15 protein-coding genes and 2 pseudogenes are annotated in these 23,697 nt (G+C 49.3%); all 17 read right to left on the minus strand.

Going from position 1 to position 23,697, the window contains the following annotated elements; genetic code table 11:
* Positions 1-72 precede the first annotated feature (72 nt).
* The 17 genes and pseudogenes from GKG43_RS12440 to GKG43_RS12520 all read right to left on the minus strand — a co-directional run bounded on the left by GKG43_RS12440 (position 73) and on the right by GKG43_RS12520 (position 23,553).
* A complete protein-coding gene (locus tag GKG43_RS12440) occupies positions 73-369 on the minus strand; it encodes a hypothetical protein (protein WP_129879163.1) in 297 nt (98 codons plus the stop codon).
* A 133-nt stretch (positions 370-502) separates the two neighbouring features.
* Positions 503-697, minus strand: coding sequence for a transposon-encoded TnpW family protein (locus GKG43_RS12445; protein WP_022030172.1), 195 nt, complete (start codon positions 695-697; stop codon positions 503-505).
* A gap of 78 nt (positions 698-775) precedes the next feature.
* Positions 776-2,650, minus strand: coding sequence for a recombinase family protein (locus GKG43_RS12450; protein ID WP_022030171.1), 1,875 nt, complete (start codon positions 2,648-2,650; stop codon positions 776-778).
* Positions 2,651-2,682: 32 nt separating this feature from the next.
* A pseudogene (locus GKG43_RS12455) lies at positions 2,683-2,982 on the minus strand (type IV secretory system conjugative DNA transfer family protein); the annotation flags it as partial.
* The gene (locus tag GKG43_RS12460) at positions 2,979-3,452 is read right to left on the minus strand and encodes a PcfB family protein (RefSeq protein ID WP_002604484.1); all 474 of its coding nucleotides are present in this window, start codon (positions 3,450-3,452) and stop codon (positions 2,979-2,981) included. The pseudogene GKG43_RS12455 and the gene GKG43_RS12460, both read right to left, overlap by 4 nt.
* 36 nt (positions 3,453-3,488) lie before the next feature.
* Positions 3,489-4,433 carry a DUF6017 domain-containing protein gene (locus GKG43_RS12465; protein ID WP_002604485.1) on the minus strand — a complete coding sequence of 315 codons (945 nt, stop codon included), beginning with the start codon at positions 4,431-4,433 and terminating at the stop codon, positions 3,489-3,491.
* 158 nt (positions 4,434-4,591) lie between these two features.
* Positions 4,592-4,780: pseudogene (locus tag GKG43_RS12470) on the minus strand (hypothetical protein); the annotation flags it as partial.
* A 228-nt stretch (positions 4,781-5,008) separates the two neighbouring features.
* Positions 5,009-6,028, minus strand: a complete 1,020-nt coding sequence (gene ilvC, locus GKG43_RS12475) for a ketol-acid reductoisomerase (RefSeq protein ID WP_050642427.1) — start codon at positions 6,026-6,028, stop codon at positions 5,009-5,011.
* Between the two features lie 124 nt (positions 6,029-6,152).
* Positions 6,153-6,653, minus strand: coding sequence for an acetolactate synthase small subunit (gene ilvN, locus GKG43_RS12480; protein ID WP_050642799.1), 501 nt, complete (start codon positions 6,651-6,653; stop codon positions 6,153-6,155).
* 126 nt (positions 6,654-6,779) lie between these two features.
* Positions 6,780-7,055: a phosphopantetheine-binding protein gene (locus tag GKG43_RS12485; RefSeq protein ID WP_050642428.1), complete on the minus strand. Its 276-nt coding sequence runs from the start codon at positions 7,053-7,055 to the stop codon at positions 6,780-6,782.
* Positions 7,052-8,683: an AMP-binding protein gene (locus GKG43_RS12490; protein WP_055151212.1), complete on the minus strand. Its 1,632-nt coding sequence runs from the start codon at positions 8,681-8,683 to the stop codon at positions 7,052-7,054. The genes GKG43_RS12485 and GKG43_RS12490 overlap by 4 nt, the downstream gene beginning before the upstream one ends.
* Complete coding sequence (locus GKG43_RS12495) at positions 8,661-10,232, minus strand: HD domain-containing response regulator (RefSeq protein ID WP_055151215.1); 1,572 nt, start codon at positions 10,230-10,232, stop codon at positions 8,661-8,663. Before GKG43_RS12495 ends, GKG43_RS12490 begins: the two co-directional genes overlap by 23 nt.
* Before the next feature lie 5 nt (positions 10,233-10,237).
* The gene (locus GKG43_RS12500) at positions 10,238-12,061 is read right to left on the minus strand and encodes a histidine kinase N-terminal 7TM domain-containing protein (RefSeq protein ID WP_055151218.1); all 1,824 of its coding nucleotides are present in this window, start codon (positions 12,059-12,061) and stop codon (positions 10,238-10,240) included.
* Positions 12,061-19,398, minus strand: a complete 7,338-nt coding sequence (locus GKG43_RS12505; protein WP_055151221.1) for a non-ribosomal peptide synthetase — start codon at positions 19,396-19,398, stop codon at positions 12,061-12,063. Before GKG43_RS12505 ends, GKG43_RS12500 begins: the two co-directional genes overlap by 1 nt.
* 28 nt (positions 19,399-19,426) lie before the next feature.
* Positions 19,427-20,449: a UDP-glucose 4-epimerase GalE gene (gene galE / locus GKG43_RS12510; RefSeq protein WP_050642433.1), complete on the minus strand. Its 1,023-nt coding sequence runs from the start codon at positions 20,447-20,449 to the stop codon at positions 19,427-19,429.
* A 65-nt stretch (positions 20,450-20,514) separates the two neighbouring features.
* Entirely contained in the window at positions 20,515-21,435 is a 921-nt protein-coding gene (locus GKG43_RS12515) for a sugar phosphate nucleotidyltransferase (RefSeq protein WP_055151224.1), read from the minus strand.
* 630 nt (positions 21,436-22,065) lie between these two features.
* A complete protein-coding gene (locus GKG43_RS12520) occupies positions 22,066-23,553 on the minus strand; it encodes an aldehyde dehydrogenase family protein (RefSeq protein ID WP_055151227.1) in 1,488 nt (495 codons plus the stop codon).
* Positions 23,554-23,697 lie beyond the last annotated feature (144 nt).

A 23,697-nucleotide genomic window follows, 5' to 3' on the forward strand; every position in this document is an offset into this window, starting at 1 on the left:
TTGGTTGCAAGCCATAAATACTTTATCACAAAGTGGTGTCCTCTTTTCATTTAATCCGAATAAAATTTTACGCTAGCTCAGCCTGTCGGCGACGTTGCTCTCTCTGGCATACCGCCGCGCCGCTTCCCGCCGTTCCTCGCTGTATGGGGCGGTCAGACGGAAAGAGAAGCGGCCTTTCTCAATGTCAAACTCCATGCAGCCCGTTTCCGGGTCTGCGTCGGTCTGGCGGCACACATCGGGGTGCTGCTCGGCATAGGCGGCAAGCCGCTTCTTCAAGTCGGTGTTGTGGGTACGGATATGGATCAACGGGTCTTTCTCATCAAACCAGATGTCTGTGATCTTTTTTTGCTTGGGAAGCCCTGTTCGCATAAACTCTCCTTTCTGCGCCCTCGTTTGGAGAGAGGGGCATTTTTGAGGGAATTTTCCCGGCTCTTGACTTGGGGAAAATGGGGATTTTCAAATAGAAACCGCCCCGGCGAACCATTCTTCGTCCGGGCGGTTCCTATCGCGTGATTTTCGTTTTTTCCGGCTCTTGACCGTCCTGCAAGCTGTCGGCAAGTATCACTTTGAGCAGCTTGTCGCGGAATGTTTCTGTGCCGCTGTGGTTGAAAAACAACTCCGCAACGATGGTCTGTCCGTCCCTCTGTGTCGTGATAACACTGTCGGGGGATTGAGGTGTCCCGTTCTGTTCTGCCATAGGCGGCTCCTTTCTCTGGGTGCAAAAGAGGGATTTCCCGTAGCCCGGAAAATCCCTCTTGGTTGTCAGTATTCGGTTTTACTGTGCGGGTGCTGCGGCGGCTTCCTGTGCCTTTTTCTTTGCCCGGTATTCCCGTGCTTTCATGCGGTCATACTCCCGTCGCTTTTCAAGGTTACGCGCCCGGTACTCCCTTGAATACTGCCGGTGGTAGGCGCGGCTCTTTTCCTTTTGGGCTTCCTCGATTTTCTCCCGCATTTGCCGGATTTCCTGCTCCGTTGGCTCTGTAAGCTGTGTCACTTCGTTCTCAAATTTGCCGATATAGTTGAAATATATCCCGATGTGCTGAATGGCTTGTTTTGCCCTTTTCTTGTCGCGCTCATGCACTTCAATCCGGCTGATAAACTCGTTGAGAATGGCGGGGGTCAGGTCGGTAAAGGCAGCGTAGCGTTCCGTCAGCTTCAAAAACTTCTGCGCCCGTCCGCCCGCGTTCTCAAAAGCGGATAGCTGCTCTTGCAGCTCGGCAAGCTCCGCTTTCAGCGCATAGTATTCTTCTGAATACTTCTGCGACATTTGCTCATAGCGGTCTTGCGGGATCGTGCCGAGGGCGTTGTCCTCATAGAGCTTGTTCAGCACCTTGTCAATCTGTTCAAGGCGCGTCGTGATTTGCGGGATACGCTTCTGCTGTTTCTTGGTCTTGTCGGTCTGCTGCATGGCAAGGTTCTTTTTCACTAAGGCTTCAAATTCCGCCCAGTTGCTGATAGAATAGTCCTCGATTTTCTTCAGCACTTCCGCGATGGTCTGCATGAGCAAATCCGCGTCAATGATGTGCGGGGAATTGCATTTGGGGTTTTTGGCTTTTCCCTTGTGGTACTCGCTGCAATAGGCAACATGACGCTTGCCGCCATTCCGATAATCTATGCGAATGTGCATTTTCGCACCGCAATCCTTACAGAAAAGCAAGCCCGACAAAGGGTGGATTTCCCCGTCCCCGTTGGGGCGTTTGACGGGCGCATTTTCCAAAATCCGCTGTACGGTTTCAAAGTCGGTGCGGTCAATAATCGGCTCATGCACATTTTCGGTTATCTGCCATTGGCTCCGGTCTACATAGTGGTTCCGCTTGTCGCGGAAGTGCTTTGTGGTCTTGAAGTTGACAACATCACCGCAATACTCCTGCCGTGTGAGGATATGGGTCAGGGTGGCTTTGTTCCACTTATAGCGGTTGGCCTCATTGAGCGCCCTGTTTTTACAGGTTCCCCGCCCGCGCTCTTTCATGTAGAATGTGGGCGTTGGGATTTGCGCCTGCGTGAGATATACGGCAATTTGGTTTCGGTTTTTTCCGTCCAGAAACAGGCGAAAAATCAAACGAACAACTCCGGCGGCTTCCTCGTCGATAATCCAAAAATCCTTGTTGTCCGGGGATTTGACATAGCCATAGGGGGCTTCGGTGGCAATCGGCTTTCCACTCATGCCCTTCGTCTTAATGCCGGTCTTTACTTTCTTGCTGATGTCCTTTGCGTACCACTCCGACATGATGTTGATAAAGGGCGCAAACTCCAATGTATCGGGCTTTTCGCTGTCTATCCCGTTGTTGACTGCGATAAAGCGCACATTGTTCCGTCTGAATATCTCCATCGCATTGCCGACTTGGAGATAGTCACGCCCCCAGCGTGTCAGGTCTTTCATAATGCAGACACCGATTTTCCCGTTCTCTACATCGTCCATCATGCGGGAGTAGGCAGAACGGTCAAAAAATCTGCCGCTTTCGTCATCGTCAATGTAGTGCCGGATATTGGTTAAGTGCTGCCCTCTGGCGTAGTTCTCCAAAAAGATTTTTTGGTTCTGTATCGAGTTACTCTCACCGCCGTCCCTGTCCTCGTCGCCCACGGAAAGGCGGGAGTAAAGGGCTGTAATTTTACTATAATCAGTCATGTGCATAACCTCCTGTGCGTCCATATAGGCTTCCTTTACACTTAAAATTATGCACTCCATCGGGCAGAGCCGTACTCCGCGCCCTTGCGGTATTTCTTCGCGTTTTTCCCTTTGACATAGACTATCAAGCGGATAATCACCGCACCGACAATGCCGACAAGCAAATCCAACGGGTAAACGCTCGGCAAGGCGTTTTCAAAGGCTGCGGAAAATCCTTGTGTGATATTCAGTATCTTTGCAGAAATATCCGCGCCGGGGGCAAGCCGCACCGCCTGTCCGACTTTATCAAAGAGATAGACAAAGAACACATAGGGGATATTCGGAAGTATCAGCTTTTTGTAGTTGATCTGCTTCATATCTCGCGCCCCCTGTCCATTTTCTTTACCTTGTCGCGGGCGGCGTTAAGCTGCTTCGCCTTGTCCTTTGCAGCGGCAAGGGCTTTGCGGATAGAGGGCTTTTTCTCCCGGTTCAGCTTCTTTGCGGAAAACTCTTGAAACGCTGCGGTCATAACGTCCGCGTCCCGGCCTTTGAAAAACACAAGGTAACGGGTCTGCTCGCCCTTAACCTTTTTTAGCGAAAAATCTATGTTGTATTTCTTCGCCGTACTCTCAAAGGCTTTAATATTGCTGTCGGTGATCTCGATGTTGGAAACACCCGCGTTCTGCTTCATAAGCTGCCGCATGGTCTGTTTCCCATGCGCGGGTTTGCTTTTCTGCTCCAAAAACTTTTGGATTGCTTTCTGTAACGCCTGTTCGGTAAGCCGCGCCGCGCCTTTTCCCACTTTGACGTATAGGGCAATCGTTTTTTGGGTTACTTCCTCCTGCAAGGTATCAACTCCTTTCCCGGTAAAGTGCGGCTATGCTCATTCGCCGCCGTATAAGTCGTGATTGACAAGGGCGGTATAGTAGCTGTCAATGGTACTCGGCGCGTTGAACAGCACCGCTTTTAGATACTGCTTGATGTTGCGCACTTTGGTTGTGTTCTCCCTCATGCAATCCAAAACAAACTCAATATGGCTGCTGTTCAGCTTCAAAAACTTGGATTTCACCAATTCGGCGGGGTAGTCGTCCCCGGCAATACGGATTGTCTTTCGGGCTGTGCAGACGGTTTCCAGCATAAGGTCAACAATCTCGTCCAAACGGTCTTTGTCAATTTTGCAGTTTTGAATGAGATGGTCGTATTCGATATTGTCCTTGATAATCTCCCTGTAAATCTCTACTGCGCTATTGCTTTTCGCTTCCGTTCTTTTCCTTTCCGGCGGCGTAGCCGCTTCGCCATGCGCAAAGGGCAAGGGGTTTAGGGAATGGAAAGGAATGGAATCGGTACTTGATAAATCAGTAATTGATTGTTCTTTACTTAATATATCTTTATTTAATTGCGTTGGATTTTCCAACGTAGGTTTTTCCTGCGTAGGTTTTTCCAACGTTGGATTATCCAATGTTGGATTTTCCAATGTAGGTAAATCCAATATAGGCGGCTGTCCGCCGCTGGTAGCTGCTTCCGGCTCTCGCGGCTGCGGCTGCTCGTATATGACGTAATCTGCGCCCCGCAAGCGTCCCTTTTCGTCGCGCTCCCGGCTGCGCACGATATATCCGGCTTTTTCGAGTTCCTTTACCGCTTCGCGGATTGCGTCGATCTTCTCCCGGTTGATATGGGATAAGCCCGCAAGGGTATAATCCCAATCTTCGGGCAGCGAAAGCATTTGCGACAACAAGCCCTTTGCCTTTAAGGACAATTCCTTGTTTCGCAAGTGGTGGTTGCTCATAACGGTATATCCCGTATTTCGCTCCACTCTGAAAACTGCCATATTTCCTCACTTCCTCTCTTGGTATGCGTGGACAATTAGAAAGCCGTTTTCGGCTGTTTTGGTATTGCAATATGCCCTTTGCCGTTTTCGCGTCTGCAAAGCCGCATGGCACAAGGGCTTTTGCCCGTCTATTTGTCCATGCTGGCGTGCGTTTTCCGCGTCCTTTTGCCGGGGCAATAGGGACACTCTTTGAAAACGCAAAACTCATATTTCCACCCGGGGCGGTAGAAACGGCAAGTGCCGCAATCTTCATCATCTCCGGCACAACCGGATTGATAGCGGTCAAATCCCGGCTTCTGCTGCATGAGCAATTCAAACGCCCGCTGCTTGCCCTTTGTGAAATACATTCCGGCTGCACCTCCTTTCCTGCGGGCATAAAAAAACGGCGTTACTTTCTCCCCCAAAGGGGTTAAGGTAACGCCGTTTGTGTGCGTATTCAGTTTTTAACACATTCCCTGTCTATCCGCTGTCCGCAAAACCATTGATTTTATTAGCTTTTTGCCGCTATCGCTATCACACCTCATTATTAGAAACGCCGGGGTCTATATCCTATGATTACTATGCTGTCTCTTTGATTAGTTATTGATCAACTTATCTTCATCGCTCCAGCTGTAAAGTTTTCTTACTTCCTCACCGATCTTCTCTGCCGGATGTTCTGCTGCAAGCTTTCTCATTGCTCTGAAGTGAGCCTGGCCGCCTGCGTCGGACATATCAAGCAAGAATTCCTTTGCAAAAGATCCGTCCTGGATATCGCTAAGAATCTTCTTCATTGCTTTCTTGGTATCTTCCGTGATAATCTTTGGTCCTGTTATGTAATCGCCGAATTCAGCCGTATTGGAGATAGAATATCTCATTCCTGCAAAGCCTGACTGATAGATCAGATCTACAATCAGCTTCATCTCATGAATACACTCGAAGTATGCGTTTCTCGGATCATATCCGGCCTCGGTCAGAGTCTCGAAGCCTGCCTGCATCAATGCGCATACGCCGCCGCAGAGTACTGCCTGCTCGCCGAACAGGTCTGTCTCCGTCTCTGTTCTGAACGTAGTCTCCAGTACGCCGGCTCTGGCACCGCCGATTCCCAGCGCATATGCAAGCGCTTTATCCAAAGCCTTGCCCGTTGCATCCTGCTGTACAGCCACCAAACAAGGTACACCCTTGCCAACCTGATACTCACTTCGTACTGTGTGTCCCGGTCCCTTCGGTGCAATCATAGTAACATCTACATACGGAGGAGGTACAATCTGGCCGAAGTGGATTGCAAAACCGTGTGCGAACATCAGCATATTGCCCTCTTCCAGATTTGGCTCGATATCTTTCTTATACATTGCAGCCTGCTTCTCATCGTTGATCAGAATCATGATGATATCCGCTTTTTTAGCTGCCTCAGCGGCTGTAAATACTTCAAATCCCTGTGCCTCTGCTTTTGCCCAGGACTTACTTCCTTCATACAGACCGATGATCACATTGCAGCCTGATTCTTTTAGATTCAGTGCATGTGCATGGCCCTGGCTTCCGTAACCGATAATTGCGATTGTTTTTCCTTCCAGCATCGAAAGGTTGCAGTCTTCCTGATAATAAATTTTTGCTGCCATCTTGATATTCCTCCTAATTCCTCTTTCATCAATGTGCTTTCGTGTGCATTAACTGATGATAAATTGCTTTTTATATGAGTTAAAGGCTGTCAGCCTCTAGCTTCCCGTCCCTATGTACTGCATGTCAGTCTATAAATGTGACATCCTTGATCCCACGCGCAAGCCCCGTGATCCCCGTCCTTGCCAGCTCCAGTATCTCATAGCCGTCGAGCAGGTTCAGAAACGCTTCCAGCTTGGACTGGTTCCCTGTCAGCTCGATCATCATAGATTCCTTCTCAACATCAACGATCTTGGCCCTGAATATATCTGCGATGGAAATCACTTCCGGCCGCTGTGCTGCGCTGGCACGAACCTTCACCATGATCAGCTCCCTGTAAACGGATTCACCGTCCTTAAGAACCTTGATCTCAATAACATCCTCCAGCTTGCGGACCTGCTTTTCTATCTGGGACAGTATCAGTTCGTCTCCGCTTGCAACAACCGTAATCCTTGTGAATCTGGGATCGGCCGTCATTCCTGCCGTAATACTGTCAATACTGTATCCCCTTCTGCTGAAAAGCCCAGCAATCCTGCTTAGTACACCCGGATTGTTGTCAACCAGCAATGAAAAAACCTGTCTTCTCATATGCTTCCCTACTTTCCTGTCTAACTTCAGAAATGCAAAAACAGAGTGCGTTCTGTTTTTTTAATAATATCAAGTTCCCATTTCTTTGTCAAGAGATTTTCATAATTTCCTGTGATTTCTTACAAATTACAAATCGTTCTCATCGGTACGGCCGTCTGCGTCCCGCATATGTTCCCATTTCTGCATATACCGGATCACGTCTCTCACCTGCATAAGGTTGCGCACGTCTTTCATGGGAATATCCGTATCAAATCTCTCCTCGAACGCGCATACCAGATTGGCCACATCCATGGAATTCAGCGCCAGGTCATTTACAAACTCGGTGTCCATGGTCAGCTTCTTCACCCCTGTCACCTCTCTTACGATCTCTTCTACAAGGAGCAGCATTTCCTCCTCTGTCATACCGTCACCTTCCTTCTCTGGATTTTCTGCATGGAGGTCTTTTTAAATTCAGACTCGGACAGCTTTACAGACTGGATTCTCTTATAGACCGGCAGTTTTGCATTCAACTCCGCAATGGACTCCTGTATACTTTCCAGTATCCTGTAATTGTCTGTCTCACTGGTCTTCTCCGCGTCCACGCAGACCAGTGCGGAAAGCTTCACCTCATCCAGTGCATTTCCCGTACTTGCACCGTACACCATTACTTCTTTCACAAGAGGAAGTTCCTGGATATAAGCTTCTAGTTCCTCCGGAACTACCTTTTTTCCATTATTGAAAACGATCAGGTTTTTCTTTCTCCCGCAAATATAGAGAAAGCCTTTTCTGTCCATATAGCCAATGTCCCCTGTATGGAACCATTCATCTGTAAAACTTTCCTCCGTAGCGCCCGGATTCTTATAGTATTCTTTAAATACAATGGGCCCCTTCACCAGGATCTCCCCGTCTGCCAGCTTTAATTCCACCCCCGGAAGCGGAAGGCCGACGGAGTTGATTCTGTTTTGTCCCCGGATGCTGTTGCTGATCAGTGGACTGCACTCTGTAATTCCATAGCCCTGAAGCACGTCAATACCATAAGCTGCAAATTCCTCTGCTATTTTTTCATTCAAATGTGCTCCGCCGCAGCAGATCGTCTTCAGCTGATCCCCCAGGATCAGGTCCATGCCGTTGACCTTCACGGGTTTTTTTGTAAAGATTCCTTTTTTATATTTTTCTACTGCCTGGGCTGTCTGCTCACGGATTCCCATATTTTCCTGGATCCGGTGAATTTCTTTGAGCAGATTTTCTAAAATCAGGGGCACCGCCATGAGAATACTCGGCCTGTAAAGCCTGATGTCGCGGAACAGCGTTTTCAGATTTCCGTTGATGCAGATATTCTGGCCGTGCGCGATCATATCCAGAATCCCGCATCCCAGGGAATATGTATGGTAAAGAGGAAGCGGATTGAACATCCTGTCCTCCAGCTGTACCGAAGCCTGGCAGCAACAGGCATCATACATCATATTGTAATGGCTTAGTACAACGGCTTTGGAAACACTGGTCGTTCCTGACGTATAAACAATTGCCAGCGTTGTATCCGGCCCGATGTCCTGGGCAAATGAAAATCCCTGGATCTGTTCCTGCTCCACCTTTCTTCTGCCTTCTTCTATCATCTCCCTGATTCCGGTGTCCATGCAGATCACGCGTTCTTTTTTCCATCCCTGAAATGCATCTTTAAAATCTTTTTGCACTACCGCGTAAGAAGCATCCGCAAATTCAGCCAGATTCAGGATTTCTTTCTCCGGCTGTTCCACGTCGATCGGGACTCCCACGGAACCGATGCAGCCGGCCGCACAGAATGCAGCAATCCATTCGTAAGTATTTTCTCCCACCAGGGCAATGTGTTTACCCGCCATTTTTTTCTGCACCATCATATAGGCGGCTCCCTGCACATCTTTTACAAATTCCCGGTAAGAAACATCCCGTTGGGTACCCGCTCTGTCGAAAGACGTGATAGCCGGTCTCTCTGCATATGCATCCTGCACGTCAAGCAGGCACTCCTGCAGTGTTTTATATAGTTTTACCTGTTTATAAATATTCTTCTGCTCCATAATTTTCGTTTCTTCCTTTATTTTCATCATAAGTCCATCGCAGCTGCTCATTGATTGTATCATAGTCCTTCAGCACTTCCAGAAATACATCCACATAATGGCCGTCAAACTGGGCTCCTTTTCCCTCTTCCAGCTGGCTCACAGCCGCTGCAAATGAGAGTTTTTTTCTGTAATGACGGTCGGACATCATCGCGTCAAATGCGTCCGCAATTGCTATGATCCTGGCCTCCGGCGGAATCTCTTCCCCCTTCAGTTTTCTGGGATAACCCGTCCCGTCATAGCGCTCATGATGCGCACACACAATCTCTCCCGTATTGCTGAACATCTCCATACAGGACAGAATATTAGCGCCCATGCCGGGATGCTTTTTGATCTCTCTGAATTCCTCCTCGCTTAGCCGCTCTGGTTTGCTAAGCACTGCGTCCGATACACCGATCTTCCCAATGTCGTGCAGAAGTCCTGCCACCCTGACCCGTTTCACAAATTCCGCGTCATATTCCAGGCGTTCCGCAAGTTTCACCGCGTAATAGGATACCCGGTCGGAATGCCCTCTTGTGTAGATATCCTTGGCATCCACCAGCAGCCTGAGCGCCTCTACCGTCTGCATATAGCTGTCCATCAGCCGCTTATTCATGCCTGAGAGCCTCTTATTGTTGGCATTTAACAGCATTTTCAGCAGTGTATTGTGAAGGGCTGTGGATACCTGCTCCGCATACACCGACAAGAGCGCCTCCAGCGTGGTATCCGGTGCCGTCCCGGTCTTCGCTCCCATGACACCCAGGATGATCTCCCGTTTCCCAAGAAGAGGCACAAGCAGGACTCCATTATGAAAGATAATCCGCTGCTCCGCCATACTCTTTCTGACGTGTTCTACAATTACCGGGAAATCCTCATTCTCAAACTCAAAAAACGGCTTATCGTAAGAGCCGGCCCCTCGGTATATATCCGCCGGCAATTCGGCATTTCCCGGATCCGTCAGTACACCATCCGGTTTCACCCACACAAAACCATCACCTGTCTGTACCAGAGCCTTCAACTCCTTCAGCACCTGCCCGCACAGCTCATCGACAGGCACCATCTGGTGCAGGTGGGGTATCGCGTCCAGAATGCTGGACAGCCCGTCCTGATACCGGTAGATCGTATTGATATGCCGAATGCATTTCACACAGCTTTCCACAAGAAGTTCCAGCTGGTCATACCGGCTGCTCTTCTCACAGTATCCCTGAATCTCCAGTTCACGGATCGTATTTAACGGCGGCGCCAGCTCTTTATGCCCCGTCAGCATGATTACATAAATTCTGTTATCGAACTTTCTCAGCCGAGCAACCACCTCATCCCCACAGATCGGGGACATGATAAAGTCCAGAATCAGAATATCATAATGGCCGTTCTTCAGCTGTTCCAATGCTGTAAGCGGATTTTCCTGTGTTTCTACTTCGTAGCCTTTTGTGCGGAAATTGGCACTCAAAGCATCCAGAATATTTCTGTCATCGTCCAGAATGAACATTTTAAAACCATTTTTTTCTTTTCCAGCTCTGTTCTTCCGCATTCCCTTTATCCTCTCTCTTCTTCCTCTATTGGAAGCTCGATATAGAAGGAGGCTCCTCCTTCTGCGTGATTCTCACCCCATATTCTGCCGCCGAACCGTGCCCGTATAATCTCCGCCGAGCTATACAGGCCCAGTCCGGTTCCTTTCGTTCCCTTTGTTGTGCACATTGAACGGAACAGTTTTTCCCTCACATCTGCAGAGATGCCCGTTCCATAATCCTTCACAGCAATGTAGACACTGCCGTCCTTTTTCCAGGCCTTAAGTTCAACGTCTCCGCCCTTCCCCTCCATGGCATCACATGCATTGTCCAAAAGATTATTGACTACCTGGACCAGATTATTGATATCCCCCTGTATCACAGTGTTCTCTGAAAGCCTGTTATCCGTGATCAGCCTGCAGCCATTTTTGACCAGCTTACCCTTCAGAAACATTTCCACTCTTTTGAACACTTCATCCATTGTAAAATCCTCCTCCGAGGATGTACTTAAATTTGCAGCCATACCCTTTACCGTCGTTATGATGTCTGACATATAAGCACAGCATTCTTTAATCCTTGCCAGCCAGCCATCCATCTCCCCGGCGATTTCCTGATGGTCCTGAATCGTCACCTCCGGATCTCCCACACTCTGGGAATACTCTCTCACTAAATCTTCCAGAATCGTTACATCCCCCGATATAGCCATAATCGGGGTCTTGAGATTGTGGGAAATACTTCCAATCATCTGCCCAAGTGAAATCAGGCGCTCCCTCTCCATTGCCCGGCTCAGATTCTGCTGCTTTCTTTTCATCTCCTCTTTTAGCTTTGTCACATCCCGGAACATTGCCAGGACACCGGCCATGCTGTGCTTGACAAAAATGGGCGTTAGTTCTACCGAATAGTAGACCTTGCCTTCTTCACACAGAATCGCCTGTTCATAAGAGATGACATTTACAGACTGTTTACAGACATCAAAAAAATTAAGCAGATTGTAAATCACATCCCGTTTCCGCTCCTCCAGTCCCTCAACCACCTGGTTCAAATAACTGTTGATTTTCATTTTATACTGTTCCCCGAATACTTCATCAAATGCAGCATTTGAGTAAATAATGCATCTGTCGGAAGAAAGAATGACGTACCCTTCCGACACATTATCTACCATGCTTTCCAGGGCTACCGGTTTGATATTCAGAAAATTCAGGTAATACATGGCAATTCCATGACACAATATCGTGACCAGAAAGGCCAGCGGAGTGGCAGATATCGGCAGGTCTACAATTTTAAGGGTTGCCAGAAGATTCGTGAAGAACGGAACAAACAGCCCTCCGATAAACAGCCCCACCTGTCCCCATACGCTTCTGCTCCTGCGCCTGATTCCATATCGGAACATGAGAATAACTACGATAATGGAATAAGCATAATACTGCAGCCCCGAGATGATAAACAGAGGCCCAAACCTTACTTCCGATGCATAGATAGAAAACTGTCTGTAAAACAGATGGTGCAGAGGATTCGTAAATACAACGAGAGACGAGAGCACCGGCAGTGTATATAAAAACCAGTAATGCCGCGGTATCTTCACCTGATTTTTCGTAAAAATCAGGGAAATCAGAAGTATAGTCATAATGAGCATAGCGGAACAGGCACATGTAATTGCATCCATGACCTGCAGCGCCGCCATATTCTCGGTGTACTCCATCCCAATGATTGCCAGCAGCCAGATCAGCAGAAATCCGGCCGAGGAAAGATAAAGCTTCTGAACTGCCGACAGCCTGCCCTTCATCAGACAGCTGACTATGAAAAAGCCCAGTACTGCTGCTGATATATCCAGTATATGTCCGGCTATTGTCATCACCGAGCTTCCCTCCCCTCTTCTTTGGTAAAGCACAATTTCATTTTCCTGAGATCTGGCTTGGGCCACCAGAAATCCAATGCAGCCAGTGCTTCCTGCGAAAAAGCCGTGTCAGGCTCTACATCGGCCTCCCGGCTCTGCAGTTCAAACCAGGTCTGTGCCAATGCCTGGATATACGGAGAGTCCGACTGCATGCTCTTTTCCACTAATACCCCTGCGAACGTCTCTGCATCCGTTATCTGTACAGGTCCGCACGCTTCCGCCAGACTGCCGATTTCAATCTCGTTGGGACTGCAGATATGATAGGCGGACTTTGTCGTTTTGCTCAGCCTTACAACCGCCTCAGCCGCCAGATTGACCGGAGTCACCTCCAGCCTTTGATGGTACAGAACCTCCGGAAGCATCCCTAATTCTATCATCCCTTTGACCAGCCTGTAAAATGCATTCGATTCCGGATTTTTTTGGAATTTCCCGTCAAAGGAACTGCCGACCAGCCTTCCGATCCGGAAGATGTTGGCGCCAAGCCCTTTCCGTACTGCATCATCCACCAGTTTCTCCGCCATGATTTTACTCTTGACATAGGGGTTCTCCCACCAATTCTGGCCGATATCCAGATCCTTCTCCGTCAATGCTGCTCCCCGTTCCTTTGTCCGGGCCGTCTGCATCCCTGCAACACTGATTGTGGATATATGCATTACCGCCGCTTTGGAAGCCTCTGCGAAGCGGAGCACCTGCCGGGTACCCTCAACATTCGTGCTGATGAGCTCTTCTTCCGGCGCATAATGCCGGACGTCCGCCGCACAGTGGAATACCCGCGTGACACTATGCAGCATTTCTTCATAAACGGATGGATCCGCCCCAAATTGATCAGCCGTCAGTTCTCCGTCAAATGCATGAATCCGATCCTTATATTTGTCAAGATACCCGGCGCCGAAGTAATAATTCATGCTTTCCTCCAGCCGGATATTTCCCCCTCTTACCAGACAGTACATTTCCTCATTGCCGTATTCCAGCAGTTTTTTTAATATATAACTTCCAAGATAACCTGTGCAGCCAGTCAGTAATATATTCCCGGGCCTGCACATCTTTTCTTCCTGCTCTGAAAGCACATCCGGCAGTTCCCAGCGTGCTTCTTTTTGTGCTGGCAGCGCCTGTTCCCTGTCTTTCCCTGGCAAGACGCAAAGCATTTTTTCCTGCTCCCCCAGCGTAGGACAACGGTAAAAATCGTTGATGCCAAAATCATACTCTTTCTGGTGATAACGATTTAAAATAAGAATTGCCTGGAGCGAGGTTCCGCCCTGTTCAAAGAACGATACGTCTCTCAGCGGCTCCCGTCCCAGCACTTCTTTCCATAACTCGGCAATCCCCGATACACAGGCTCCGGCCTCATGCACTTCTGCCTCAGTCTCCGCCAGTTTTTTCAGATCCGTCTTGCCGCTGGCCGTTCTTGGTAATTCCTCAAGCACTTGGATCTCTGAAGGAATCATATAGTCCGGAAGTTTCTTCTTCATATAAGCCCGGAGTAATTCTTCCGTATATCCCTCCGATTTGACTACCGCGGCCCTGAGGAAGTGAACCGCGCCCTGATGCAGGACAGGCACGGCGGCGGCCTCCTTCACCAGCCCCGACTGCAACATAATCTGCGCAATCTCCAAAGGCTCGATCCGATGCCCGTTCAGTTTAATCTGAGTATCCACCCGTCCAAGGCACTGCCAGTTTCCATCGGCCCTGAGCCTGCCCCTGTCTCCGGTCCTGTACATCTTTTCTCCTTTGATATATGGATCCGGCAGAAAGACCTGATCCGTCAGGTCCTGACGGTTGATATACCCCGGTGACAGGCATTCCCCGGCAATATAGATTTCCCCGACGGCTGTGGGCGGCACGGGGCGGCGTTCCTCATCCAGCAGATAATACCGGCAGTTTCCGATGGGCTTTCCGATATGGATACTATTCTCATCCGTAATATCTCCCTGGCAGTTGTGCACGGAAGTCTCCGTTGGACCATAAATATTGAAGATCCGGGCATCTGTCAGACCGTTCAGCCTGTCTTTTAATTCCATACTCCACGGTTCACCCAGAAGGATCACCCGGTGTATCCCACGCAGTGCCCTGCAGAATGCCTCATCGCCCAGGCACATCTGGATTCTCGACGGCGTCAGCTGGAGCACAGTAACATGGTCACGCAGGATCCGCTCCGCCATCTTCCATGGAAGCAGCATCTCCTCCTCATCGGCAACACTGACCGCGTAACCTTTTCCAAGCGCCAGTATCGTCTCCGTCGTAAACACATCAAAGACACAGTTCGATGCACACAGGATCTTTTCCTCCCTGCCTCCCAGCAGAGGTTCCAGGTGCGCCAGCAGATTTGACAGGGATTTGTGGCACATAACCACGCCCTTCGGCTTCCCTGTGGTTCCGGAAGTAAAGATCACGTTTGCCGCATCCTGGGCTCCATGCTCTGCAGCCGGTACTTCCAAAACAGATTCCGCTTCTCGTCCATCCCAGACCAGTTCCCTGCAGGGCAGATCCCCCAGAACCAGTTCCTGCTGTCCATAAAGCACCAGCCTGACATCTGCCTGCGTCAGCATGTAAAGAATCCGCTCCTTTGGAAATTCGGGATCGATCGGGACATAAGCCGCACCGGCTTTCAGAATACCGAACATAAAAACTGGCAGCAGACCCGTTCTCTTCGTAAGAAAAGCCACCTTATCTCCCAGGCCGATTCCCTCAGTCCTCAGAATTCCCGCCAAAACATCGGTCTTCTCCTTCAGCTCCCCAAAAGAATAACAGGAATCGTTTCCCCAATGTACAGCAGTCCGCTCCGGATCCGCATAGGCATAATAATCGGCGGCCTGATCCACCGTTGTCGCATCATAAGGCGTCCTGAGGCGCACGGGCTGATCCAGCAGTCTGTATTGATCCGCCTTATCCAGCATGGTGAACTCTGAAAGCAGCGCCTCCGGATTTCGGAGCACTTCCTTAAGCCCCTGCAGATAACACCTGCTGTAAAATGCGATCGTCACCTCGTCAAACAAACTCCTGGCGTACTCGAACCGAAAATGATATCTTCCCTCCAGATGCACGGCCTCCAGATTCAGATCCATCTTCACGGCATGTGTATTGCCGGGGATGTAGTTAAGCTTCGCATTTCCGATCGATATATCCCCGCTTTTCAAAGGCGTCATGGTAAACATCACGCTAAAAAGAGGATTCCTGTCTCTAGTCCTCGACGTTTTGGCAATTTCCAGCAGTTCTTCCAGGGTAATTTCCTGATGATCCAGCATCCCCGAAACCGTCTGCTTCACCGAATCCAGGTACGCTGTGAATGTTTCCTTAGGCCCGGCCTGCATAAATACCGGAAGAGATTGGACAAACACGCCGGTCATCTCCTCCATATGCTGCCGGCGGCGGCCGGAAAACGGCGTCCCTGCCACAACTTCCGTGCTTCCGGAATACCGGCTCAGGAAAAGTCCGTAGACGGCAAGAAGGAGCACAAAGGGTGTAACATGCTGTTCTTCACAGAAGCCTGCGACCCTCTCACTCAGGGACGGGGAAAGATCAAACTCGTACTGCCCCCCTGCCCCGTCAAATACAGGCGGCCTGGGTCTGTCGGGCGTAAGCTCCCGCTCCGGCAGCTTATCCGGCAGCTGTTTCCGCCAGAATGCCCTGCACGGATCTTCTTCCTGGCTGATCTTCTCGCTGACCCACCAGGCATAATCAATATAATCCAGCTCCGGCATGGAAACCGGCAGTTCCTGATAATACTGGTTCAGCCGGCCCAGCAGAAGCTGGCTGCTTAAGCCATCGGAGATGATATGGTGCATATCCAGCAGCAGATATGGTTCATTGTCCGGCAACTTTAGCATAGCCGCCCGAAGCAGCGGTCCTTCCGTCAGGTCAAAGGGCCTGACAAAGCCTGCCATTGCCTCCTCTGTGCTGCCGCACTCCATCCACTGCATCCGAAACTCCGTTCCTGGGCTGACTCTGGCAATTACCCGGCCGTCTTCTATATGAAATGTAGTCCGCAGAGAAGTATCCTCCTCTATCATCCTGACAAATGCGCGCTCAAGCCGCGGATAATCCAGCCATTCGCTGAGATGGAACGCGGTTGGCATATTGTAGCCGATCTTCGTCTCATCCAGTTGATGCATAACGTAAAATCCTGCCTGTGACGGTGTCACCGGATACCAGTTCCTCTCCGAAGCTCTCCGGATCTCCGCACGCTGTACTTCCGGACGGATCTCTCTGCCTCTGATGAGATTGCCCAGCCGTCTCAGTGTTGCATTCGCGTACAGCTCCTGTACGGTAATGCTCCGGGAAAACTGTTTTTCTACTTCCAGAAGCATCAGCACGGCATTCAGTGAATCCCCTCCCGACATAAAATAATCGGAATGAACGTCCAGTTCCTCCCGTTCCAGTACTTTCCGCCAGACAGCCAGCAGTTTTTCTTCCACTTCATCGGCCGGGGAATCCCCGCCGCCTGTTAATACAGGCTTCTCAAGGGCCGTGAAATCGATCTTTCCGTTATTGTTCAGCGGAAAAGCATCCACCCTGGCCACCGCCGCAGGCAGAAGATACCGCGGCAGATAATTGGCGGCAAATGTAAGCAGTTCGCTTTCCGTAAGCAGGGCATCCCCTGTATAATAGGCGATCAGCCGGTTCTCCCATATCCCGGCCGCAGCGGTCTCTACCTTCTCATGCCGCATGAGAACGGATTCGATCTCGGAAAGTTCAACCCGGTGTCCGAGCAGCTTTACCTGGTCATCCCTTCTGCCCAAATAAAAGATTTTACCGTCTTTTGACCATTTACCAAAATCCCCGGTTCGGTACATGCGCCCGCCGTCCCGGAAAGGATCGTTCATAAACCGCTCTTTAGTAAGCTCTTCCCTGTTGTGGTATCCCCTCGCCAGACAATCACCGGCAATATATAGTTCTCCGACGGATCCCGGGGGAAGAGGATTCTGGAATTCATCCAGTATATAGATCCTGCAGTTCTGCAGGGGCCGGCCTATATGTACGGACTCTCTGCCGTTTACCACATCATGGCTGACCGCGACTGCCGCCTCGGAAGGGCCATACTGGTTATACAGCGCCGCAGACGTATGATCAGCTAGCTTTTTAGAAAGCTCGGATGGCAGGCTCTCTCCCCCGCAGATCACCGTCTCCATATGCACCAGTGATGCACAGAAATCTGCGTTCTTCAAATATGCAGACAAACGGGACGGAGTCAACGCCATAAAACCGGCGTCATAATTTTGGATCAGGCTGCCCAGCCTCTGTGGATGGTTCATTTCCGCCTCTGAGGCCAGCACGACTGTCCGGCCGCAAAGAAGGGCAATCACACTCTCCAGTAAGAATGCGTCAAATCCTACACTGCAGATCGCGAGAACAGCGCCCTTCGGATAGAGCGGCTGCATAGCCGCCGCCAGATTCAGCACACTGTGCTGCTCCACCTCCACGGCCTTTGGCGTCCCCGTGCTGCCCGATGTGTAAACCAGGTATGCCAGGTCATCCGGCCCAGCCTCGGCCGCCTTATATTCTGCCGTTACACAATCCGGCAATTTATTCACATCTGCCAGCTCCTCTAACAGAACCAGCTCCACACAGCCGGACAGCTCCTCTGCAGGTTCTGTGCATATGCAGAAAAGCGCCTGGCTGTCGCTCACCATCTCCCGTTTCCGCTGTCCAGGCAAATCTATATCAATCAAAAGCCAGCTGTTTCCGGAGAGAATAATCCCGCACAGCGCCGTAAATATCTTCTCCGACCTCCTCATATGGACAGCCACAGTTCCTTTTCCGGCACCGGTTCTTCCCGCAATCCCACACGCTATTTTCCTTGAGGACTCTTCCAGTACCTGATAGGATATCCTTCTGCCTTCAAATATAACTGCCGCTCTCCCGGGGTTCAGCCTGAAGATCTCTGACAACTGGTCTGCGATACCCACATCCCTGTTATACCAGACATCGGTCTGATTGAATCCGTAGATGACCTGCTCTTCCATCTCCTCACTTAAGATCTGAAGGCCGGCTATCGGAACATCCGGATTCTGCAGCGCCTCCTTAAGAATCCGGGAAAGACTCTCATGCAGCCGATCAATTTCCTCTTCCGAAAATATCTGGGTCAGGTAATCATAATCTACTGTATATTGGTTTTCCTGATCTCTGCTGCTTAGATGGATGCAGAGAGATTCGCTTTGATAGCCGCTGTACAGCCACCGTCCCTCCAGAGAAACTCTTGCGCCTTTCAGGTGGTCCATCTTTCCGTTCTGATAGGACAATACGATATCAAATAAGGGGTCCGATACATTCCTGCCATTTTGGCTTACTATTTTTTTTATTGATTCAAATGGAATTCGCTGATGACAGAGTAACGCAAACCAGTCGTCCTGCAGCTTTTCATTGAACTCGTTCCACGTCATGGAAATATCCAGTTCATTCACAAAAGGCAGAGTATTCACGAACATACCACCGGTCTGCTTATCTTGAAAATTAAGCCTGTTTATGGTAGGTACACCGACACAGAACCGTTCCTGCCCTTTCATGCGCCGCAGATAGACAGCCAGGCCCATATAGAAAACAGCAAACGGAGAAACTTTATTCTTCGAGCAGAATCCTCCAATAAGCCGGTTCAGCCGGTTAGAAAGCCGGTACGACTTTCTGAGACCCACAGGGCTTATGACCGGACACTGATATTCCTTGGCCGCCGCTGGCAGGATATCACTTAGCACCCCGCTCCAGTATTTTTTATCCTTTTCAAAAGCTTTGGACTTCAGATACTTCTGCTCGCTTAAGATATGACCTTCATACGAAGGCGCCGCAAAACTGTCCGCCCTGCCTCCCAGAAGAAGTTGAAAATAATTATGTATGATATAATTTGTAATCAGTGCATGAGACCATGCATCTGCTATGATATGATGCACTCTGGTCAGGATTCCCCCGCTGTTCCCGGACGTTTTAAAAATCACCATCTGGCACAGCGGAGAATCATACAGTGTAAAGTGCTCTCTGGCAACGGACTGAAACCAGATTCCCACCCCCTGCTCATTTGTCTCAGTAAAATCAAAAAATGCCGTTCTGGCAGGTATCTCTTCTGTCACATACTGATAAGGCTGCCCGTCCCTAATGGTAATTCTTGTTCTGAGAGACGGAAAGGCCCTGTATACAAGCTCAATACATGTCTGAAGATATTCCAGATTCAGATTCCCTTCAATCTTAAGTGCCGTACATATGTTGTTAATCGGGAGTCCCGGGTGTGCCATTTCCAGATTCCAGATATTCATCTGGCTGCAGGATAATGGCAGGTATTCCACATCTGTCAATTTACCTTCTGCGCACATTACACCTTTCTCCTGTCCACTTTTTCATCTATTCACTGTCCCTGTAACCATTCGGATTCATCGACTGCCATTTCCATGAATCCGCGCACATCTCCTCAATTCCTCGCTCGGCAGTCCATCCCAGTTCCTCTTTCGCCCTGGACGCATCACAGTAACAAGTGGCGATGTCTCCTGCGCGCCGGGGCCTGATCTGATAAGGGATAGATTTGCCGCACGCCTTTTCATATGCCTTTACGACATCCAGAACACTGTAACCTGTCCCGGTTCCCAGATTATAGATGTGCACCCCTTTGCTGCTCTTCATCTTCTCGATCGCCTTCACATGGCCCACAGCCAGATCTACAACGTGTATATAATCCCGGACGCCCGTACCGTCATGGGTATCGTAATCGTCACCAAACACGCCAAGACAGTCCAGCTTTCCAACTGCCACCTGCGCAATATAAGGAACCAGATTATTCGGGATTCCCTTCGGGTCTTCCCCTATCAGGCCGGATTCGTGCGCTCCGATCGGATTAAAGTAACGCAGAAGCATAATATTCCACTCCGGATCCCCGGTATGCAGATCCGTAAGGATCTGTTCCAACATGCCTTTCGTCTGTCCGTACGGATTGGTGATCTCCCCCTTCGGGCACTTCTCCGTAATCGGAATCTCAGCAGGATCTCCGTATACGGTTGCGGAAGAACTGAATATCATGTTCTTGCAGCCATGTCTGCGCATCACATCGCAGAGAATCAACGTTCCGGTAATGTTGTTGTGATAATATTCCCAGGGCTTCACAACGGACTCACCCACAGCTTTCAATCCGGCAAAGTTAATAACCGCCTCAATGTCTTCCTGCTCAAATATGGGTTCCAGATCCTCCCTGTTCAAAATATCACCTCTATAAAACTTCAGTTCCTTTCCTGCAATCTTCTGCACTCTCTCCAGCGCTTTCTCACTGGAATTGTAGAGGTTATCAACGACTACCACATCATAGCCTCGCTTTAAGAGTTCCACACATGTATGACTTCCTATATATCCGGCGCCGCCTGCTACTAAAACTGCCATTATACTTACCTTTTCCTTTCTGTCTGCTGTTCTTCTTTGTCTGTTGCCTGATACCGTATGCCTGTTTATCTCCAGAGGTGCAGGGGATAGGTTCCCTTTCCCTTCATCTCTGCAACCGCATCCACAACACTCTGCTTATCTTCCTTATATGTGATCCCATACCATCTGTCCTCGGATTTCAACACCTTCACAGTCGCCTTATCCTCATCAAGAAGTTCACCTACCACCGACGGCAGAAAATATTCACACTTCAAAGGTGATTCCTTCAGGTTCTTCTCCAGAAATACCGGGAACCGCTCCTCCAGTTCTCTCAAAAAACTATTCGTAAAGCCAAACATATTCAAAGATACGATACAGTTCTTGTCTATCTTGTTCCATGTCTTTCCATCATCCTCTGTATATTCAATTCCTTCCGTTGTTCGCTCAATGTGAGTCCGTTCAATAATTCCGGTCAGATAGCCCTCTTCATCCGTCTCGCAGATCCCCCTGGATACATACCCATTATCTGTTAGAGTATTATCCAGTCGGTACCCCACCATGGCATACCTGTACTTCTCATCATCCGCATGTTCCGAAAGATAACGGTAAATCTCCTCCAGAGCATGAACACCGTAATAATCATCCGCGTTGATAACAGCAAAAGGGCCATCGATCACATTCCTGCAGCATAAAACTGCATGCCCCGTCCCGAACGGCTTCACACGTCCATCAGGCACCGCAAATCCCTCCGGAAGATCATCCAGCTTCTGAAATACATAGGCTACTTCCATATATTCGCTGATTCTGTCTCCAATACAGGTTTTAAATTCTTCTTCGTTTTCTTCCTTTATTATAAAAACGACCTTCTCAAACCCCGCCCTCCTGGCATCAAAAATAGAAAAGTCCATAATAATATGGCCTTCCTCATCCACCGGGTCAATCTGTTTCAAACCGCCATAACGGCTTCCCATTCCTGCCGCCATGATCACAAGTACTGGTTTTTCCATGCTTCTTCTCCTTCTATCACTTATGTCACAAGATTTCCCGGACTATATAATCACATATAATTTAAAAATAATCACATGTATCTGCGTTTGTTGTCTTTTCTTTCGTTTTGTTAATCACATGTAATATTATACTTCCTAATGCAGCCCGGGTCAATGCATTAAATAATTATAACATATAAATAGATAGTTTGGAAAGTGGGGACCGCGGGGGCGGATTGGCTGACGCTGCAGAGGAAACGGATATGTGGTGTGGCAGGGCTGTCCATTCGTGAACTGCCCCTAAAGGAAATACAGCCTGATTTTATGGAACCAGAGAGATTCACTTAGCTGTCTTGATGACAGCTAAGCTCAGCTCTCTTTGAAATTTTTTTCGGTGAAAAAATTTCATCCATAAAGTCAGGCTGTATTTCCTTAAGGGGCAGTAGTACTTATTCTATGCCCTGCCACACCACATATCCGTTTCCTCTGCAGCTGGTTCTTCAATGCGGTAGGACGGCTCCACTTTAGGGGGAAACAGACGGGGGCGGCGGATGGTTTTTGGCTAATATTTGTGATGTGCACGGGGCGGAACTGCTTTGTTCCTACTACACGTACGAGAATGAGGCTAAAGCTCATTCTCTGGATTCTTGCTTATTTTGGAGGGTAGAATCCTGAGGGGGCCTCTGACAGGTTGATCATGATGTTTTTCATCTGTGTATAGTGTTCCAGGATTACTTTATGTGTCTCACGGCCTATGCCTGATGCTTTGTATCCTCCAAATGGAGCGCCCTCGGGGATTGCGTTGTATGTGTTTACCCACATACGGCCGGTTTCTATTGCACGGGATACCCGGATGGCCCTGTTGATGTCGCGTGTCCATACAGCGCCTCCCAGACCGTAGTCATTGTCGTTGGCCATGGCTATTACTTCTTCTTCGTCTTTGAACTTGATAATGCATGCTACTGGTCCGAATATCTCTTCTCTTGCTACACGCATGTTGTTGGTTACATTGACAAGCAGTGTTGGTTTCATGAAACAGCCTTTGGCCAGTTCTTCTTCCGATGCCCTCTCGCCGCCGCATGCTGCTACAGCGCCCTCCTGCCTGCCGATTTCGACATAGCTCAGGATTTTCTCTATCTGGGCCTCGTTGATCTGGGAACCCATCTGGGTTTCTGCTTCCCAAGGTAAGCCAACTTTGATCTGGTTGAATGCTTTCACCGCCTCTTCTACAAATCTGTCATAAATTCCTTCCTGTACGAATACACGGGAACCTGCACAGCATACCTGACCCTGGTTAAAGAGGATGCCCAGCTGAAGTCCGTCCATGGCCATATCCCATTTGCAGTCATCGAAGAAGATGTTGGCCGATTTGCCTCCCAGTTCCAGTGTGGATGGAATCAGGCGTTCTGCCGCTGCACATGCCACGCTGCAGCCGATTTCCGTGGAACCGGTAAACGCCAGTTTTCTGAATCCCGGATGATCCAGTATGTATTGCCCGGATTTTGAACCCGCGCCGGTGATCACGTTAAATACGCCCGCCGGAATTACATCCTGCACCAGCCTGGCAAATTCCAGTACGCTTAGCGATGTAGAGCTGGATGGTTTAAATACCGTACAGCATCCGCTGGCAAGAACCGGAGCCAGTTTCCAGGCAGCCATTAAAAACGGGAAGTTCCACGGAACGATCTGTCCAACCACACCGATCGGCTCTCTCAGAATCAGACTGAGTGTATCCTCGCCCAGCATAACCGCGCTGCCCTCTTCCGCCATAATACAGCCGGCAAAATAACGGAAATGACTGGCTGCATAAGGGATATCGATTGCCATTGTCTCGCGGATCGGCTTCCCATTGTCCACGGATTCCACCATTGCCAGAAATTCGGCGTTCTTGTCTATGATGTCTGCGATCTGATTTAAGATTGCGGCACGCTCATTGACGCTTGTCTTTTTCCAGCTCTCAAATGCCGCCCACGCCGCATTTACCGCCTCATCCACATCTTCTTTTGTCGCCTGTGCACAGGATGCTAGGACTTTTCCGTTCGCCGGACATGTGGAGGTAAACACCGCACCGTCGGAAGCATCCTTCCACTGGCCGTTAATAAAAAGCTGATAGTTCTCCTGCAATTCTACATGACTCATATGTTTCTCCTTTCATATCTTCAAAAATAAACACTCCTGTTGCCTGCTCCAATATCTATGATTATTATAGCACAAAATATTCCTATTTCAATTATTTTTCAGATTATTTTAATATATACTTTTTATTATGTAATATATAGCAAT

This window comes from Eubacterium sp. BIOML-A2, from assembly GCF_009680135.1.
Classification (GTDB): domain Bacteria; phylum Bacillota; class Clostridia; order Lachnospirales; family Lachnospiraceae; genus Faecalicatena; species Faecalicatena contortus_B.